13 protein-coding genes are annotated in these 18,255 nt (G+C 42.1%); 10 read left to right on the top strand and 3 right to left on the bottom strand.

Annotated elements, in window-relative coordinates; all coding sequences use genetic code 11:
- Positions 1-19: 19 nt before the first annotated feature.
- Entirely contained in the window at positions 20-1,615 is a 1,596-nt protein-coding gene (locus tag QE422_RS15830; protein WP_307460470.1) for a peptide chain release factor 3, read from the bottom strand.
- A 210-nt stretch (positions 1,616-1,825) separates the two neighbouring features.
- Positions 1,826-3,013 (bottom strand): MFS transporter, encoded by a 1,188-nt coding sequence (locus QE422_RS15825; RefSeq protein ID WP_307460468.1) that lies wholly within the window; start codon positions 3,011-3,013, stop codon positions 1,826-1,828.
- 158 nt (positions 3,014-3,171) lie between these two features.
- Here QE422_RS15825 and QE422_RS15820 point away from each other — a divergent pair, with 158 nt between their 5' ends.
- The 8 genes from QE422_RS15820 to QE422_RS15785 all read left to right on the top strand — a co-directional run bounded on the left by QE422_RS15820 (position 3,172) and on the right by QE422_RS15785 (position 16,109).
- Entirely contained in the window at positions 3,172-3,999 is an 828-nt protein-coding gene (locus QE422_RS15820) for a CPBP family intramembrane glutamic endopeptidase (RefSeq protein ID WP_307460466.1), read from the top strand.
- A gap of 103 nt (positions 4,000-4,102) precedes the next feature.
- On the top strand, positions 4,103-4,690 hold the full coding sequence (gene rdgB, locus QE422_RS15815) for an RdgB/HAM1 family non-canonical purine NTP pyrophosphatase (RefSeq protein ID WP_307460464.1): 588 nt from the start codon (positions 4,103-4,105) through the stop codon (positions 4,688-4,690).
- A 110-nt stretch (positions 4,691-4,800) separates the two neighbouring features.
- Positions 4,801-5,715 (top strand): ribonuclease Z, encoded by a 915-nt coding sequence (locus tag QE422_RS15810; RefSeq protein ID WP_307460462.1) that lies wholly within the window; start codon positions 4,801-4,803, stop codon positions 5,713-5,715.
- Positions 5,716-5,722: 7 nt separating this feature from the next.
- Complete coding sequence (locus tag QE422_RS15805; RefSeq protein WP_373463440.1) at positions 5,723-6,493, top strand: TIGR02757 family protein; 771 nt, start codon at positions 5,723-5,725, stop codon at positions 6,491-6,493.
- Positions 6,494-6,507: 14 nt separating this feature from the next.
- Entirely contained in the window at positions 6,508-7,038 is a 531-nt protein-coding gene (locus QE422_RS15800; RefSeq protein WP_307460460.1) for a DUF1003 domain-containing protein, read from the top strand.
- Positions 7,039-7,221: 183 nt separating this feature from the next.
- The gene (locus tag QE422_RS15795) at positions 7,222-9,843 is read left to right on the top strand and encodes a choice-of-anchor L domain-containing protein (protein WP_307460458.1); all 2,622 of its coding nucleotides are present in this window, start codon (positions 7,222-7,224) and stop codon (positions 9,841-9,843) included.
- Positions 9,844-10,044: 201 nt separating this feature from the next.
- Positions 10,045-13,620 (top strand): choice-of-anchor L domain-containing protein, encoded by a 3,576-nt coding sequence (locus QE422_RS15790; RefSeq protein ID WP_307460454.1) that lies wholly within the window; start codon positions 10,045-10,047, stop codon positions 13,618-13,620.
- A gap of 119 nt (positions 13,621-13,739) precedes the next feature.
- The gene (locus QE422_RS15785; RefSeq protein ID WP_307460451.1) at positions 13,740-16,109 is read left to right on the top strand and encodes a choice-of-anchor L domain-containing protein; all 2,370 of its coding nucleotides are present in this window, start codon (positions 13,740-13,742) and stop codon (positions 16,107-16,109) included.
- Positions 16,110-16,190: 81 nt separating this feature from the next.
- On the opposite strand, the gene rsmA is transcribed toward QE422_RS15785, so the two are convergent.
- Positions 16,191-16,961 carry a 16S rRNA (adenine(1518)-N(6)/adenine(1519)-N(6))-dimethyltransferase RsmA gene (gene rsmA, locus QE422_RS15780; RefSeq protein WP_307460447.1) on the bottom strand — a complete coding sequence of 257 codons (771 nt, stop codon included), beginning with the start codon at positions 16,959-16,961 and terminating at the stop codon, positions 16,191-16,193.
- Positions 16,962-17,052: 91 nt separating this feature from the next.
- Here rsmA and QE422_RS15775 point away from each other — a divergent pair, with 91 nt between their 5' ends.
- The gene (locus QE422_RS15775; protein ID WP_307460445.1) at positions 17,053-17,952 is read left to right on the top strand and encodes an ABC transporter permease; all 900 of its coding nucleotides are present in this window, start codon (positions 17,053-17,055) and stop codon (positions 17,950-17,952) included.
- 2 nt (positions 17,953-17,954) lie between these two features.
- On the top strand, positions 17,955-18,254 hold the full coding sequence (locus tag QE422_RS15770) for a DUF3098 domain-containing protein (RefSeq protein ID WP_307460443.1): 300 nt from the start codon (positions 17,955-17,957) through the stop codon (positions 18,252-18,254).
- The last annotated feature ends 1 nt before the right edge of the window (position 18,255 follow it).

Raw genomic sequence — 18,255 nt, 5'->3', positions numbered from 1 at the left:
TAATCAAATAAGCTTTTAATTAAGCATTTTTAAATTCACTGATAAAATGCAGCTTCACATTCGGGAATTTTTCCTGCGTCATGTGAATCGTGAAGGAAGAATCTGCTAAGAAAACCAGCTGATTGTATTTATCCCTGGCTAAGAATCTCTGCTTCAATCTTGCAAATTCCCTGAATTCTTCAGACTTTTCGTCTGCTTCCACCCAGCAGGCTTTATGCATCGAAAGCGGCTCATAGGTACATTTTGCTCCATATTCATGTTCCAGACGATACTGGATCACTTCGTACTGAAGCGCGCCCACCGTTCCGATGATCTTCCGGCCGTTCATTTCCAGGGTAAACAACTGGGCAACCCCTTCATCCATCAGCTGATCAATCCCTTTTGCCAGTTGCTTGGCTTTAAGAGGATCATTATTATTGATATATCTGAAATGCTCAGGAGAGAAGCTTGGAATTCCTTTGAAGCTCAGTTTTTCACCACCCGTTAAGGTATCACCGATCCTAAAGCTTCCGGTATCGTGAAGACCTACGATATCTCCCGGGAAACTTTCGTCCACCACCTCTTTCTTATCGGCAAAGAAAGCATTCGGCGAAGAAAATTTCATCTTTTTGCCTTCTCTTACCAGCAGGTAATTTTCATTTCTTTTAAAAGTTCCGGAAACAATCTTTACGAAAGCCAGTCGGTCCCTGTGTTTCGGATCCATATTTGCGTGGATTTTGAAAACAAATCCGGTGAAAGTGCTTTCCTCAGGCTTTACCACCCGGGTATCACTTTCTTTCGGCTGCGGCATGGGGGCAATGTCGATGAAGGCATCCAGCAATTCGCGTACTCCGAAATTATTTAAAGCCGAACCAAAGAAAACCGGCTGCAGATCACCTTTCATATAATCTTCACGGTTGAATTCCGGATAAACCGACTGTACCAGATCCAGTTCTTCTCTTAAAGTATTGGCTGCTTTTTCGCCGATCACCTCGTCTATTGAAGAATCATTGATGTCGTCAAACTTAATCGCTTCTCCAACTTTCTGCTTCTTCTCCTCCAAAAACAACTGGATGTTGTTTTCCCAGATGTTGTAAATTCCCTGGAAATCGCTTCCCATCCCGATCGGAAGTGAAAGCGGACAAACCGTTAATCCCAATTTCTGCTCCACCTCATCCAAAAGATCGAAAGCATCCTTACCCTCACGGTCCAGCTTATTGATGAAAACCAGCATCGGAATATTCCGCATCCGGCATACCTGAACCAGTTTTTCAGTCTGTTCCTCAACCCCTTTTGCCACGTCGATCACCACGATTACGGAATCAACGGCAGTTAGTGTTCGATAAGTATCTTCCGCGAAGTCTTTGTGACCCGGTGTATCCAGGATATTGATTTTATGATCTCTATACTCAAAAGCCAATACGGAAGTCGCTACCGAGATCCCTCTCTGCCTTTCGATTTCCATAAAGTCGGAAGTGGCTCCTTTTTTTATTTTGTTGGATTTTACCGCACCGGCTTCCTGAATCGCGCCCCCGAAAAGCAGCAGCTTCTCCGTAAGGGTCGTTTTCCCGGCATCGGGGTGGGAGATAATCCCGAAGGTTTTTCTCTTCTCTATTTCTTTGATTAAGTCTGACATATCGTATTTTGAAGTTGCAAAAATCGTGAATTTTGTCGAATCCTGAAAATCGATTTCCAACTTTAGTTTTTTTAACTAAACACGAATGGCACGAATTCTTTTACGATTTTCACAATAAATAATCGTGTACATCCGTGAAACCATTCGTGGTTAGCTCTGACAGAAAAAACTTCCAGCCTCCCTCTTCCAGCCCATTAACCTGATTTCTGCTTAAATTTTCAAATTCGATCTCTTTTTCAGTAGAAAAGCTAACCCCAAACCAATAAACACCATTCCGGCACTAAATGGGAAAATATAAACCATCCCGTAAATATCCGCTACTCCGCCGATCAGCGGACCGGCAACTCCTAACGACAGATCAATGAAAAGCCCGTATCCTGCCAATGCAGATCCCTGGTTAGAGGCCGGAACGCTGTTAATCGCTACTACACCCAATGCCGGGAAAATCAGTGAAAATCCCAGGCCTGTAATTCCTGCCCCGACGAGAGCCATCTCAGGATCTGTTCCGAAAGCGATGATCAGCAGGCCGATAGTTTCCACCAGGAGACAAACAATGGCTACGTTGATCCCGCCGTAATTTTTAATAACATTACTGAATACCAGTCTGCCGATAACGAACAGTCCGCCGAAAACACTTAGGCACAGTGCGCCATTGTTCCAGTGAAAATAATTATAATACAGTGTAATGAATGTCGATATACTGGCAAAACCGAGACCGCCCAACGCAAGACAAGCACCGAAAGGAGCGACCTTCCTTAGTACTTTCCAGAAAGACTGGGCTTCCTGAACGTGAATATTTGTTTTATTTTCTTTTGTCCGAGCATATAAAAATCCTGCAATTCCTAAAATAATCGAGAGAATCCCGATACCGTACAGGCTAAAATCTTGTTCAATGGTAATTCCCAGAGATGCGCCGATAGCCAGAGCGCCATAAGAGGCCACGCCGTTATAAGAGATAACTTTGGCCGTATGTTCTTCACCGACCGCCATAATCGCCCAGTTGATGGGGCTTGCCCCGACCAATCCTTCTGCACAGCCGGTAAGCAGCCGTGTAATGATCAGGAATATCAGGCTCAGGTAAGGCGAAGCTTTAAAATAATAAGCCGCGATCAGGAAAATTCCGGTAAGGGAAAAACCAAGCATGCTGTAAAGGACGGCCGGTTTTGGACCTTTACCGTCAATAATCTTCCCGGAATACGCCCTCAGGAAGAAAGTGGAAACATACTGTAGGCTGATCACCAGTCCTGCAACTACAAGGCTGAATCCTAAACTCTTATTGATAAAAATAGGAAGGACAGACAGTGATAATCCTATAACAAAATACCCTAAGAACGTAAAACAGACATAGGTAAGTAAGGATAAGTTAACCCTTTCGGGCCGGTTGACTAATCTATCCATGGTAAAAAATTAAACAGCAAAGTTACTTTATACAAAACAGATTCCATGATATGGTGGTGTAAAAAATGCATGAGGTTTTACAGGCAATTCTTTTGCCGGAATTCTCTTTTCCCATAATTTGATTTATCTTTGTTTGAAATTAAAATCATCGATTCTCTATGGAAAATAAATATCCGAAGTATACCTTTACATGGATCGGAGGCCTGGTGCTGCTGGCTGGATTATTCGCCGGAACCATGGTTACTTCTTTCTTCAATGTCTTCTGGATGTTTACTTTTAAAGAAAACCTTCAATACAGGGATTGGTTCTTTATGCTGACCAATGCGGCAGGATTTGTTTCGGCTATTGCTTTCTTTGATTTTTTTATCGTACGCAGGACAACGGGGAAAAAGCTTAATTTCAATTTTTCGCCGACGAACTTTTATACTTATCTTCTCATTTTTCCGATGATGCTCGGGATGATGTTCATTTCGGAATTCATCACCTCACAGATTCCCACAACAGGACCTTTTTTCGGGAAATATTACGAGTTTTTCACCCAGCTGATGGATAAACTCACCGATGATCCGGTGGTTATGATTATTACAGCGGTGATCTGTGCCCCGATTTTCGAAGAAATTATTTTCAGGGGGATTATCCAGAAAGGATTGATGAATAAGGGCATGGAGCCCTGGAAAGCCATCATTTCAGCTTCCGTTATTTTTGGGGTGATCCACGGGAATCCGTGGCAGTTTGTCGGAGCTGTACTGTTGGGCTGTATCTTGGGCGTAGTTTATTACAAAACAAAATCACTGTTGCTGCCGATGCTGCTTCATGGCTTCAACAATTTATGTTCTACCTTACTTATTACCTATACTAAAAATGAAAGCTTCGCGGATGCTTTTAAAATATCCGAATGGATGATATTGGGAATGGGAATTATCCTTTTTTGCTTATTCTTTTACCTGTTTATGAGAAGGTATAAAATTCACTATTCTGAAATGTAAAATCTGATTACTAATAAATTTTTGCTGCATCTTTCACTTCTAATATTCGAGTTCTTTGTGAAAATTATTGGTGCATTTTGTGTTTAAATAAAATATAAATTAAATGAAAACGGAGATGGAATTACTGGTTGCTACACACAACATACATAAAAAAGAGGAGATCCAACAGATTTTAGGCGATGATTTTGTTGTTAAAAGTCTTACGGATTACAATATTCACGAGGAGATTGTTGAAGATGGCGATTCCTTTAATGCCAATGCGCTGATTAAAGCGAAATATTGCTTCGAAAAAACAGGTATTCCAAGCTTGGGAGACGACAGCGGCCTGGTGGTAGAATATTTGGATGGAAGACCTGGGATTTTCTCTGCACGGTATGCGGGAGACCACGATTTTGCCAAAAACATTGAAAAAGTGCTCGGCGAAATGGAAGGCATTAAAAACAGGAAAGCTTATTTCATTACCGTTTTATGTTATTATGATGAAAACGGAGCCAAATATTTCGACGGAAGGGTTCACGGCAATCTGCTGGAAGAAAACAAAGGTTTCAAGGGCTTTGGTTACGACCCGATTTTTGTTCCGGAAGGATATGACATGACGTTTGCAGAAATGGAACCTCAGGATAAAAATAAGATCAGCCACAGAAAACAGGCACTGGATTTGTTTCTAGAGTTTCTGAAGAATAAAGGCTAAGGCAAAGCTTGAGGTAATGTATATTCGGCTTCTAATCTGAGTTTCAGCTTTTGCCTCAACCTTAATCTGAACCTTAATCCGTACATTTGTGTATATAATAAACTATCGATTTGAGTACTTATTTAACCATATTAGGCTTTAATTCGGCGATTCCTACCGTTAATTCTTCTCCGACCGCCCAGTTCCTGGAAATGGAAGAACGGTCTTTCCTGATCGATTGCGGGGAAGGAACGCAGGTGCAGCTGAGAAAAGCAAAGGCAAAATTTTCGAAGATCAATCATATTTTTATTTCCCATCTTCATGGCGACCATTGTTTTGGCTTACCGGGGCTTATTGCCTCTTTCAGGCTGCTGGGAAGGGAAACACCGCTGCATGTTTACGGCCCGAAAGGCATTAAAAAAATGCTGGAAACCATTTTCACCATTACGGAAACCCACCGCGGTTTTGAAGTGGTGTATCACGAGTTGGATAAAAACTATTCGGAAAAAATTTATGAAGACAACCGGGTAGAGGTCTATACCATTCCTTTGGACCACAGGATTTACTGCAACGGTTATCTGTTTAAGGAAAAGACCAAAGATCGCCATCTGAACATGAAGGAAATCGCCAAATACAATGAAATTGAGACCTGTGACTATCATAATTTGAAAGCAGGGAAGGATTTTGTTCTGAGCGACGGTTATGTCCTTAAAAATGAAATCCTGACGGTGGATCCTGCCCCGCCTGTCTCTTATGCCTTCTGCAGCGATACACGGTACCTGGAAAGCGTAATCCCGATTATAAAAAATGCGACGGTATTGTATCATGAAGCTACCTTTCTGCACGATCTTAAAGAAATGGCCGATTACACAGGCCATACAACCGCCCGTGAAGCTGCTGTCATCGCACAGAAAGCTGAGGTCGGTAAACTTATACTGGGACATTTTTCCAACAGGTATGGAGATTTAACGGTGTTTACGGACGAAGCGAGGACCATTTTTCCGAATACTTTTTTACCGAAAGCGTTGGAACCCGTAAAAATTTAAAAAAATGATGTTGAAGTTTGAAGAATTAAAAATCTTCTTAGATGAAAAGGCGGATCAGTACAACCATCCGGAATTTATAGCGAATGATCCGATCCAGATCCCGCACCGTTTTTCCTTACAGCAGGATATTGAAATTGCAGGATTTCTGGCAGCGACCATCTCATGGGGAAACCGTAAAGCCATTATTAAATCAGCGGATAAGATGCTGGATATTATGGGAAACTCACCGTATGATTTTATACTGAACCATTCGGAAAAAGATTTAAAAGGAATAGAGGATAAAAGCATTCACAGGACGTTCAACGGAGAAGACTTTGTTTATTTCATCAGGCAGTTTAATAAGATCTATACTAAAAATGAAAGTCTGGAAGATCTATTTGCCGTCCAGGATGCGGAGACCAATTTCGGACATGCTATCGAGCGGTTCAGAGCGCGTTTTCTGGGAATTGAAAAACATCGGAGCCATAAGCACGTAAGTTCGCCTTATAAAAATTCTTCCACGAAAAGAATCATTATGTTTCTTCGCTGGATGGTCCGTAAAGACAAGCGCGGCGTGGATTTTGGGATCTGGGAAAAAATTGATCCGAAGTATTTGTCGATTCCGCTTGATGTGCATACGGGGAATATTTCCCGTAAATTAGGACTGATCTCCAGAAAACAGAACGACTGGAAAACCGTCGAAGAACTGGATCTAGTGATCAGAACGTTTGACGATAAAGATCCCGCAAAATATGATTTTGCCCTTTTCGGTTTGGGAGTGACCAAAGAATTGTTATAAAAAAACAGAACACAATGAAAAAGTACGAGGAAAAAACAGAAGCTTTAGAAAAAATTGCAAACGGCATCACCTGGTGGATAGGCTCTATACCATCACTCATCGCTCATACTTTATTCTTTATTATTTCTTTCCTTTTACCGGTGCTGCACCTGGTGGAATTTGATAAAATGCTGCTGATCCTGACGACGGTGGTTTCGCTGGAAGCTATTTATCTGGCTATCTTCATTCAGATGTCGGTAAACAAGAGCCACGAAAAGATTGAAGACATCCAGGAGGATATCGAGGACATCCAGGAAGATATTGAGGAGATCAGCGAGGACATTGAAGAAATCAGTGAAGATATTGAAGAGATTAACGAAGATATCGAAGATATCCAGGAAGATATTGAGGAAATTAATGAGGAGGAGGATGACGAAGATCACAGCGAAAGGGCTAAAAATGTGATGCTCAAAAGCAATGTAAGCTCTAATAAGAACGAAATAAAAGCTTTGAAAGATAAAATCGAAGAACTGCAGAATAAAATCGACGAGCTTAAAAAGGAATAAATACTTTATAACGACTCAAAATATATGAAAAGGCTGATAATTTTTATCAGTCTTTTTCGTTTATACAGATATATTATCTTTACAAATATATTTTTTAAGGTGATTTAAATTTTTAATAAAATGAGCGCCATTTTGGTAATATTTTAATAAAAAAATCATTAATTTTGAACAAACAACAATAAAATGTTAAATTATAGACTGAAAAACTACTATTTTATCTTAGTGTTTCTAACCCTCTCAGCGTCATTACTTGGCCAGAGAAAACCACCTAAAAATATTGTAACCTCGGTAAACAATAAAGCCGGTGTTTTCATCGATGTAAATGCTGCCGGTTATACACCGTCAACCTATACAGCGGAGCAGCTTGTAAAAAATGTACTGATCAACGGCGGATCTACCTGTTCGGTTCCAAACGTAACAAACGTGACGGTAACGCCAAACCAGCCGACTTCCAATAACGACAGGTTTTGGGGATATTTTCATAAAGGAACTACCAATTTCCCTTTTACGGATGGGATTGTTTTAACAACCGGTTATGCAAGGCAGGCAGGGAACGTAGCTTCCAGTGTAAGCACATTGGTAACTGGGGCAGGGCAGGACGATCCTGATCTTTTGGCAGCAGTCCCTAATACCAGCACCAATCCTGATGATCACTATAAAGATAATGTTATGTTGGAATTTGATTTTGTGCCGAATTCCAGCCAAGTTAAATTCAACTATATTTTCGCTTCTGAAGAATATACAGGTTCTTTTCCTTGCCAGTATTCGGATGCTTTCGCATTGCTGATCAAGCCTACTGCAGGAGGACCTTATGTGAATGTAGCGGTTTTGCCGGGAGGAGCAGGTCCTGTATCAATGACCAATATTCATCCGGCCATTTCAGGAGTATGTCCTGCGATTAATGAAACTTATTTTGCGGGATATAATTCTGCATCTAATATTGTAACGAATTATGAAGGAAGAACGGTTCCTTTAACGGCTATTGCCAGTGTAACCCCAGGCGTTTCATATCATTTCAAAATGGTTCTTTCCGATTTTAGGGATACCGCATATGATTCTGCTGTATTTATCGAAGGAGGCTCTTTCGATATAGGAATCCAGCTTGTGGATGGAACCGGAGCAGTTTTGCCGAGTTCGCTTAATATGTGCGACAATACCCCTCAAACTTTGGTAGCGCAGGTTTCAAATGTTACTGGGCTTACTTACCAATGGTATAAAGACGGAGTTGCTATTGCCGGTGCGACCAGCGGTACTTATGTTGCGACCACACCGGGAGTTTATGAAGTAAAAGTAATGGTTCCCGGAAGTACATGTCCGGCTTCCGCGACGGTCACCATTATCGGCGGAACATCGCCCACTGTACAGAATGCGACACTCACGGCCTGTTATGCTGCAGGAAACGCTACTTTTAATCTTACCCAGGCAGAACCGTATTTAACAACCACAACCGGCGTAACATTTAAATATTACTTAACCCAGGCAGATGCCGTAGCAGGAAATAATTCCAACATTGCAACCCCTACCACTTTTTCAAGCGCAGGCGGACAGACGATTTATGTGAATGTAGCAAAAGGATTCTGTTCAAAAGTAGCCCAGCTGCAGCTGGTAAAAGCTCCGCAAATGACAGCTACTATTGCGACTCCTCAAAAACTTACCTGTGCTGCTCCACAGACTACACTGGATGCCGGAGCATCAGTATATCCTACAGGTTCTACCTTTAATTGGGTAGCTTCTGCAGGTGGAAATATTGTTTCAGGGGCTACCACATCAAATCCGGTAATTAATAAAGGAGGTACTTATACCTTGACGATTACAAAAGTGTATCAGCCTGGTGCTACCTGTACAGTTACTGCTTCTGTAAATGTGTTAGAAGATCTTGTAAAGCCCGTGGTAACACTTACTGCACCAAGATATAAAATCTGTCAGGGCGAATCGGTAGTGCTTACTGCTGCAGGCGCACTTACCTATGTATGGTCCGGCCTTTCAGGGAACGGAGCAGTAAAAACAGTTACTCCGAATGTAACAACAACTTACACTGTAAATGGAATTGCTGCCAATGGCTGCCAGTCTGCTACTCCAGCAACAGTTACCATAGAAGTAGTACCTGCTATTGTTTCTAATGTGAAGGGTGGTTATATCTGTCAGGGAGACAAAATTACATTGGACGCCGGATCGGGACCGAATTACACTTATCTTTGGAATACAGGAGCGTCTACACAGACCATTTCTGTAGGAACGCCGGGAACATATACCGTAGTTATTGATAATGGAGTATGTTCAAAAACATTTACAGTACAGGTTATTCAGGCGATTATTCCTGAAATCATTAACGTAAATTATAACGAGAACGGAACCATGATCCTTACCGCGAGTAATCCGAGTAACGGTTCGCTTGAATATTCAATAGATAACGGATTAACGTGGCAGAATTCAAATACCTTTACCAATGTACCGAGAAATACGGTAGTTTCCATTAGGGTTAGGGTAAAAAATACAAGTTGTGTAGGTTTTCTGGAATATTTCACCTTTGTAATTAAAAACGTTATCACGCCGAACGGAGATAATGTAAATGACATCATCGACTTCAGAGGAGTAAATGATAATAAAGATTTCAAAGCTTCCATCTTCGACCGTTATGGAAAAGAAGTGTACCGGGAAAGCAAACTGCAGCCTTATTGGGATGGATATTTTCAGGGGAAACGTCTTAATACCGCTTCTTATTGGTATCAGGTAAGTTTTGAGGATCCAGCCAGCAAAAAGCCGGTCGTAAAAACCGGATGGATCTTGCTGAAAAATTTTGAATAATATTTTTTAATATATCTAAAAAAGGCCGACAATTTGTTGGTCTTTTTTTCGTTTTAAAAGAATGAAAATTAATCTTTTTACGATAAATTTAATTGTATTAGTGACAACGCAATTTGCTTGGAATTGAAATACAATTAAAAAAAATAGTATTTTTGTTTAAAATAATATAAAATGTTAAATAGGAGGACAGAAAATTTATTTTTGGCTTTGTTTTTAGTTTTTGCAGCAGGCTTCCTTTCAGCCCAAAACAGGGACAGCAAAGGAGTAGCCAGTAAAAAAACTGCGGAAAATATGAAAGCCGGAGCTTTTATAGATGTAAATACCGCCGCATATCCGGAATCCGGCTTCAGCATCACCCAGCTGGTAAAAGACGTGCTGATCAGTGGCGGATCTACCTGCTCAGCAGCCAATGTAACCAATGTTACTGTCTCTCCGAATTTAGCAGTTTCCAACCAAAACAGAAGCTGGGGATATTTTAATAAAGCATCTACTAACTTTCCTTTTGCTAAAGGAATCGTTCTTACCACAGGATACGCTAGAAAAGCCGGAAATGATTTTCAGGGAACCTTGAGTGATCCTCTTGGTTCGGGCGGGGACGCAGATTTGGCAGCAGCATTAGGAGTTCCGAATAACCAGCTGAACGATGCCACCTTTATTGAATTTGATTTCGTTCCGGCATCTACCAAAGTAAGTTTCCGATACCTTTTCGCTTCAAAAGAATATCAGACTAACTTTCCCTGCACCATCAGTGACGGTTTTGCCCTGTTGCTGAAAAGAGTAGGGGATCCTTATACCAACCTTGCTGTTCTTCCCGGAGGAGCTGGGCCTGTGAGTGTAACGAATATACATCCTGCCACGCAATATCAAACCGGTGCGCCGTTGTCGTGTGGGGCAGCTAATGTATCTTATTTCGGAGGGTATAACCTTCCGCAGGTAGAAACCAACTTTAACGGCCGTACCGTTCCTTTAACAGCAACGGCGACCGTAATTCCCGGACAGACCTATCATTTCAAGATGGTTTTGGCGGATTACCAGGATTCAAACTTCGATTCTGCCGTTTTTCTTGAAGCAGGATCCTTTGATATAGGGGTTCAGTTGTTGGACCCTGCAGGCGTAGCGCTTCCTTCATCAGTTAATGTCTGTGATAATGCGCCGCAAACCTTTACAGCTTCGGTGCAGGGCGGAGGTGCGACCTATCAGTGGTATCTGGGATCAAATCCGATTCCCGGAGCCAACCAGCCTTCTTATACCGCTACGCAGCCCGGTGTATACAGTGTTCAGGTATTTTTACCTGGAAATACATGTCCGGGAACCGCTTCTATAACGGTAGTCGGCGGAACATCACCTACTGTACAGAATGCGACACTCACCGCGTGTTATACCCAGGGAAATGCGGTATTTAATTTAACCTCAGCGCAGAGCTCAATCAGTACAACGCCGGGGGCAACATTTTCCTATTATATTAATCAATCGGACGCTTTAGCCGGAAACGGAAATACGATTACCACACCGACCGCTTTTTCAAGTGCGGGGCAGACAGTGTATGTATTGGTTAAAAACGGGTTCTGCTCAAAAGTAGCCGAGTTGCAATTAGTAAAAGCCGCTCAGATAACAGCAACCATCGCAACGCCGGGTGTTCTTACCTGTGCAAACCCACAGGTTACACTGAATGCTTCCGGCTCGGTTTATCCTACCGGTGCAACCTTCAGTTGGACAACCACCAACGGAAATATCGTTTCAGGGGCCAATACTTTAAACCCGGTAGTAAATGCGGCAGGAACTTATACACTTACTATTTCAAATACCTATCAGCCTGGAAATTTAACCTGTACGAATTCGGCAAGTGTTACGGTTACTGGAGACAGTGCACCACCGACGACGGGAGTTATAGCTTCCAAAACGCTAATTTGTTCCGGTGAATCCATTACTTTAACAGCTTCCGGCGGAGTAACCTATAACTGGACAGGACTTACCGGAAACGGAGCCACCCAGACGGTTTCCCTGACAGCAACGACAACATATACCGTAACAGCAGTGGGAGCGAACGGGTGCGTTTCACAGACTCCGGCAACGATTACCATCCAGGTTTCACAGCCGATTACCGTGAATAATGCAACGTTACTGAAATGCTATCAGCAAGGAGGAATCAATTATAATTTAACCGAAGCCCAACCGCAGATTACGACGGCTTCCGGGGTGACCTTCTCTTATTATCTTACTGCAGCAGATGCCAATGCCGGAAATGCCAACACCATTACGAATCCTGCATCATTTAACAGTGCGGGAGGACAGACGATCTATGTTCTAGTGGTTAATGGCGGATGCCGTAATGTAGTAACTTTACAATTGCTGTCGACACCACAGACGACTTTAACGATCAATTCGCCTCAGCAGATAACCTGTACAACGCCACAGATTACTTTAAATGCTTCTACTTCGGTTATTCCTTCGGGATCTACAATAACCTGGACGGCTGCCGGTGGAGGAAACATTGTTTCAGGAGGAAATACATTAACGCCTGTCGTAAATGCAGGAGGAACCTATACTTTAACAGTAACGAACGTTAACCAACCAGGTAACCTGAATTGCAGCTATACGGCTAATGGAACGGTAACACAAAATACAACCGCTCCGGTAGCGGCTTTAACCTCTACCGCTGCACAGATCTGTCCGGGAGAATCGGTTACTTTAACAGCTTCAGGAGGGGTAACTTATAACTGGGGTGGTGGTCTTTCCGGAAATGGAAATACGCAGGTTGTTTCTCCAACGAATACAACGACTTATTCTGTATTTGCTGTAGGAGCTAACGGTTGCGTTTCGACAAACCCAGCAACGGTTACAGTAACTGTAGGTCCTCCAGTAGCTGTGCTTGCTGCTTCAAAATCCAAAATTTGTGCAGGCGAATCGGTTACCTTAACGGCGACCGGCGGCGTAACTTATGAATGGGTAGGATTGCCGGGTAACGGAAGTACGCAGATTGTTTCCCCGACAGCTACAACAACATATTCTGTTTATGCTTTAGGAGGAAACGGCTGTAAAGTGGCTACACCAACGTCCATCACCATAGAAGTTGTACCGGCTATCGTTTCCGGCTTACAGGACGTTTATGCATGTGCAGGAGACAGCGCGGTCTTAGACGCAGGTTCTGGACCGAATTATACCTATTTATGGAATACGGGAGCAACTACACAGACGATTTCCGTAACTGCCCCGGGAACATATTCGGTAACCATCAGCAACGGAACTTGTTCCAAAGTATTCTCGGCTCAGCTGATCAATCCGTCATTGCCGCAGTTTACCAATGTTACCTATGAAAAGAATGTACTTACCTTAACAGCAACAAATCCTACCAACGGAACGCTGGAATACTCCATTAATGGAGGAGTCAACTGGCAGGCGTCCAATGTTTTTTATAATGTACTGGACAATACGAATTATACCTTGCTCGTAAGGGTAAAAGACGCTAAATGTTACACCTCTCTTTCATTCTTTACTTTTATAGTAACGAATGCTGTGACTCCGAATTCGGATGGTAAAAACGATACCGTAGACTTTACCGGAATAAGCAATTATAATAATTTTGCCGCTTCTATTTTCGACAGGTACGGACAGGAAGTGTTTAAGGCCGGTAAAAGCAATACCGTCTGGAATGGAATGCTGCGAGGAAACCTTGTCCTTCCTACAGCAACGTATTGGTATCGCGTACAGTGGGAAAACCCGGCAAGTAAAAAACTGGAGCTTCGCAGTGGATGGATTTTGCTGAAAAACAGAAATTAAAAGATATATAAATTACAACCTCTCATTTTGAGAGGTTTTTTTATTACTTCTTCATAAAAAATGATATTATATATATGATTTTTGTAAAAAAAAATTAAATTTGTTAAAACAAAAATATTATGAAGAGATATCTCCTACTGTTTTCCTTTTTAGCTTCCTCATCGGGTTTACTATATTCGCAAAAAACTTTAAACAGAAAGCCTCAGCAAGAAAAGGCTTCTGCTTTGACGATGAAGGCAGGTGCTTTTATTGATGTAAATGTCCCAACCTATCCTGCGTCAGCATATACGCCACTGCAGCTGGTAAAGGATGTCTTGATTTCTTCAGGAACAAATTCATGTGTTACCCCTAATGTATCTAATGTCCAGGTAAGTCCAAACCTGCCTGCAACCAATACGAATAGATCCTGGGGATATTTTAACAGGGGAACAACCAGTTTTCCTTTTAAAGACGGAATCGTATTATCCACCGGATATGCCCAAAAAGCAGGTAATGCTTATATAAGCTCTACTTTAGGGGATGATTTGCCTACAGGTAGCGATCCTGATCTTGTAGCGGCTACAAACCCGTCTGTAACCCTTAATGACGCGGTTGTTTTAGAATTTGACTTTGTTCCGACTTCAAGCCAGGTAAAATTCAATTATCTTTTTGCATCTGAAGAATATACAGGAAGTTTTCCTTGTAGTTTCTCAGATGCGTTTGCTTTATTATTAAAACCTGTAGCTGGCGGACCGTATGTCAACATGGCTGTATTGCCTGCTCCGGGAACCGGACCGGTAAGCGTAACCAATATTCACCCGCAAAACAGTTTTACGGGAACAAATATGGGATGTGGCGCGCCAAATGTTACATTTTTTGGAGGTTATAATACGACCAATATCGAAACGAATTTTAACGGAAGAACAGTTCCTTTGCAGGCAACGGCAACGGTAGTTCCAGGACAGGCCTATCATTTCAAAATGGTTTTGGCAGATGCTATTGACAGCAGTTACGATTCTTCAGTATTTTTAGACGGTGGATCTTTTAACATCGGTGTGGAGTTACTTGATCCTTCTGGGGATACACTGCCGGAAGAAATTAATGTCTGTGACAATACTCCACAGGTAATTACGGCTTCTGTAAGTGATCCGAATATGAATTACCAATGGTACTTTAATGGAGTAGCGATCCCGGGAGCAACCTCACCTACCATTACGGCAACACAGCCGGGGAACTACGAAATCCAGGTAACTTTCCCTGGGAGTCCTTGTCCGGGAAAAGCAAACATTAAGATCAACGGAGGCACAACTCCGGCAGCAGCTAATGCTACTTTATTGCTATGTGCGACACCGGATGTAACCTGGTTCGATTTAACGGATGCCATGCCATCCATAAGCACAACTCCCGGAGCAGTATTCCGTTTTTACGTGAACCAGGCTGACGCGCTCGTTCCGAATAATAATTATATTACCGATATTCTGCACTATAATGGAACTGATGGTCAAACCCTGTATGTAGTGGTTTCAAACGGAGGATTCTGTAGTAAAATGGTGGAATTAAAACTGCTAAAAGAAACTACCCCTACGGCAAGCCTTGTGGCATCAGCTATTAAGGTGTGTCCGGGGACAACGGTAAACCTTACAGCGACCGGCGGAGTAACATATCAATGGGCGAACTTTTCAGGAACAGGAAACACCCAGTCGGCAACCGTCTATAACACGACTACCTTCCAGGTATACGCGATCGGAGCGAAAGGCTGTAAATCTTTGCTTCCTGCTAAAATTACCGTTGAGGTAGTACCGGAAATTGTTTCTTCTTTACGTGATGTAGAAATATGTGCAGGAGACCGGGTAACCCTTGATGCCGGAGCTGGTCCGAATTATACTTATCTGTGGAGTACAGGTGCCGTTACCAGAACCATCGATGTAGACCAATGGGGAATTTACTCGGTGAAGATCAATAACGGATTCTGCGAAAGAACTTTCACAGCTAAGGTAATGGCTGCAGCCTCTCCTTACGTAACAAATCTTCAGTACAGCAACAATACCCTGACGATTACGGCAGAAGTGCCGATGATAAACAATATCCCTCAGACAGCAGAATATTCAGTTGATGGCGGGATTACCTGGCAGGCATCGAATGTGTTTACTGGTCTTATCAATAATGCCAACTATAATATTCAGGTAAGAACCGTAGGAACGCATTGTGTAGGAGCGTTGGAATTCTTTACATTCAACATTGCCAATATCATCACGCCGAATCAGGATGGGGTTAACGATACACTGGATCTTTCGGCTCTTGGATCATTCAATAATTTTACAGGATCTGTTTACGACCGTTATGGTTCTGAAATATTCAGGTTCTCGAAACAGGCACCGGTTTGGGACGGAACGCTAGGTGGAAAAAGATTGCCTACGGCAACGTACTGGTATAAATTTAATTTCCAGTATCCGAAATCTAAGGCGAATATGGACCATTCGGGATGGATCCTTCTGAAAAACAGAGAATAAATAATCAAATCAATCGATAATGCAATGCAAAAGCCCTTCAGGAAACTGAAGGGCTTTGTTTTTTTATTGATTATCAAATTCTTATTGGTTTTCTTTCCACAGCTGGGTAAAGGCAATAAAGTCCGTTACACTGAGCTCCTCGGCCCTTTTATCCATAAATTCATGCGTTTTCAGGGCTTCAGGAATGCTAAGAATTTTCAGGGCGTTGGAAAGTTTTTTTCTTCTTTGGTTAAAACCGGCCTTTACGATCTTTTTGAAAAGGACCTCATTTCCGGCAAGCCCTTCCTTCGGATTTCTCGTGATCCGGATCACTCCCGATTTTACTTTTGGAGGCGGATTGAAGACGTTTTCGTGAACCGTAAACAGATAGGCGGTGTCATAATACGCCTGTATTAAAACAGAAAGAATCCCGTAATCTTTGGTTCTCGGAACAGCAGCCGTTCTTTCAGCAACTTCTTTCTGGAACATCCCTACCATTTCAGGGATCAATTCATAATGATCGATGATCTGGAACAGAATTTGTGAAGAAATATTGTATGGGAAATTCCCGATAATTGCGATCTGCTCGCCATCCGTAAACTGAAAATCCTGTTTCAGAAAATCCCCGACAAAAGTCTCTTCCGTTACTTTAGGGTAATTGTCTTTCAGGTATTCTATGGATTCTTTATCGATTTCTGCAAGATAAATATGCTGGTCTTTTTCCAGCAGGTATTTCGTAAGGACACCCATCCCCGGACCTACTTCCATTACGCTCCGGTAGCCTTCAAAACTGAGACCGTCCACGATTTTCCTTGCGATGTTTTCATCCGTCAGAAAGTGCTGACCAAGATGCTTTTTTGCTTTTACACTCAATGTTTTTTATGATTTTATTAACAGTGATTTTCTCTTTTCGTTCCCAAATTTCGGAAGATTTTTTCTATTTTAGCCAAAAATTTTAATATTAATGGCTAAATCTGTAGATGAGTTTAATAAGAAAAGGCTTAGGTCTAGCAATATTACAGTAGTAATAAGTATTGCCTTAGTGTTATTTTTGTTGGGATTAATGGGACTTATTCTGATCAATGCCCAGAAATATTCCGATTACATCAAAGAACAGCTGGTGGTAAATGCTTACTTTGATGAAAACTATGAGGCAAAGGATTCTGCTAAGATTGCGAAAATGGAAGCCGAAGTTTTCAAAGAAATTCAGACACTGGCACCCGTGAAAAAAGCCACTTATATTACAAGGGAAATGGCTTCCCAGGAAGCGAAAAAAGCAATGGGAATCGATGCGGATGCACTTTTTGAAGAAAACATTTTTCCCTCATCTGTAGAAATTGCCTTAAAACCGGAATATGTAGATCCTACAAAGATTGATCAGGCAATTAAGGCGATTAAAGCCGTTCCGGGAATTATCGATGTGAAGAACGACAGTACGCTGATGGTGGATGTTTACAACAACCTCAGCCGGATTCTTAAATGGATATTGGGATTTTCCATTCTGTTTTTAATTCTTGCGGTGGTATTAATTAACAATTCCATCCGTCTGAAAATATTCTCTAAAAGATTTATCATTAAAACTATGCAGCTGGTAGGGGCAAAAAGAAGATTTATTCTGAAGCCTTTCATTATCGAAGCGGTTGTATTGGGAGCTATCGGCTCCGTAATTGGGCTTCTGGCACTTTTTGGAGTGTGGTATTACTTTACGAGCCAGATCGGATCTGCTTTCGTACAGGACAACAACCAATATTTCTGGCTGGTACTGCTGGTATTGGGCGTGGGGATTTTCATCACGGTTTTAAGTACGGTGGTGGCTACCTGGAGATTCTTAAGATCAAACGTTGACGACTTATATTACTCTTAACAATGAGCAAAAAAACAAATAAATTTTCCGCCGACAGCTTCGGTAAAGAAACAGCCGAAGCCCCACAGGAAAACACGTTCTATTTCGGGAAGCAGAACTTTAAATGGATGCTGATCGGCTTCGCATTTATCGTAGTGGGTTTCCTTCTGATGATGGGACCTGATGCCAACACCGTAGACGGAAAGTATAACCCTGATTCCTGGAATGAAGGGATTTTTTCCATCCGCAGGATCCGTATTGCCCCGTTGTTTGTGGTAATCGGTTTTGTGATCGAAGTCTACGCGATTCTGAAAAGAAAATAGA

The sequence above is a fragment of the Chryseobacterium sp. SORGH_AS_0447 genome (assembly GCF_030818695.1).
Taxonomy (GTDB): domain Bacteria; phylum Bacteroidota; class Bacteroidia; order Flavobacteriales; family Weeksellaceae; genus Chryseobacterium.
Note: the sequence above shows the minus strand (reverse complement) of the source record. Positions and strands in the feature narration are given on the sequence as shown.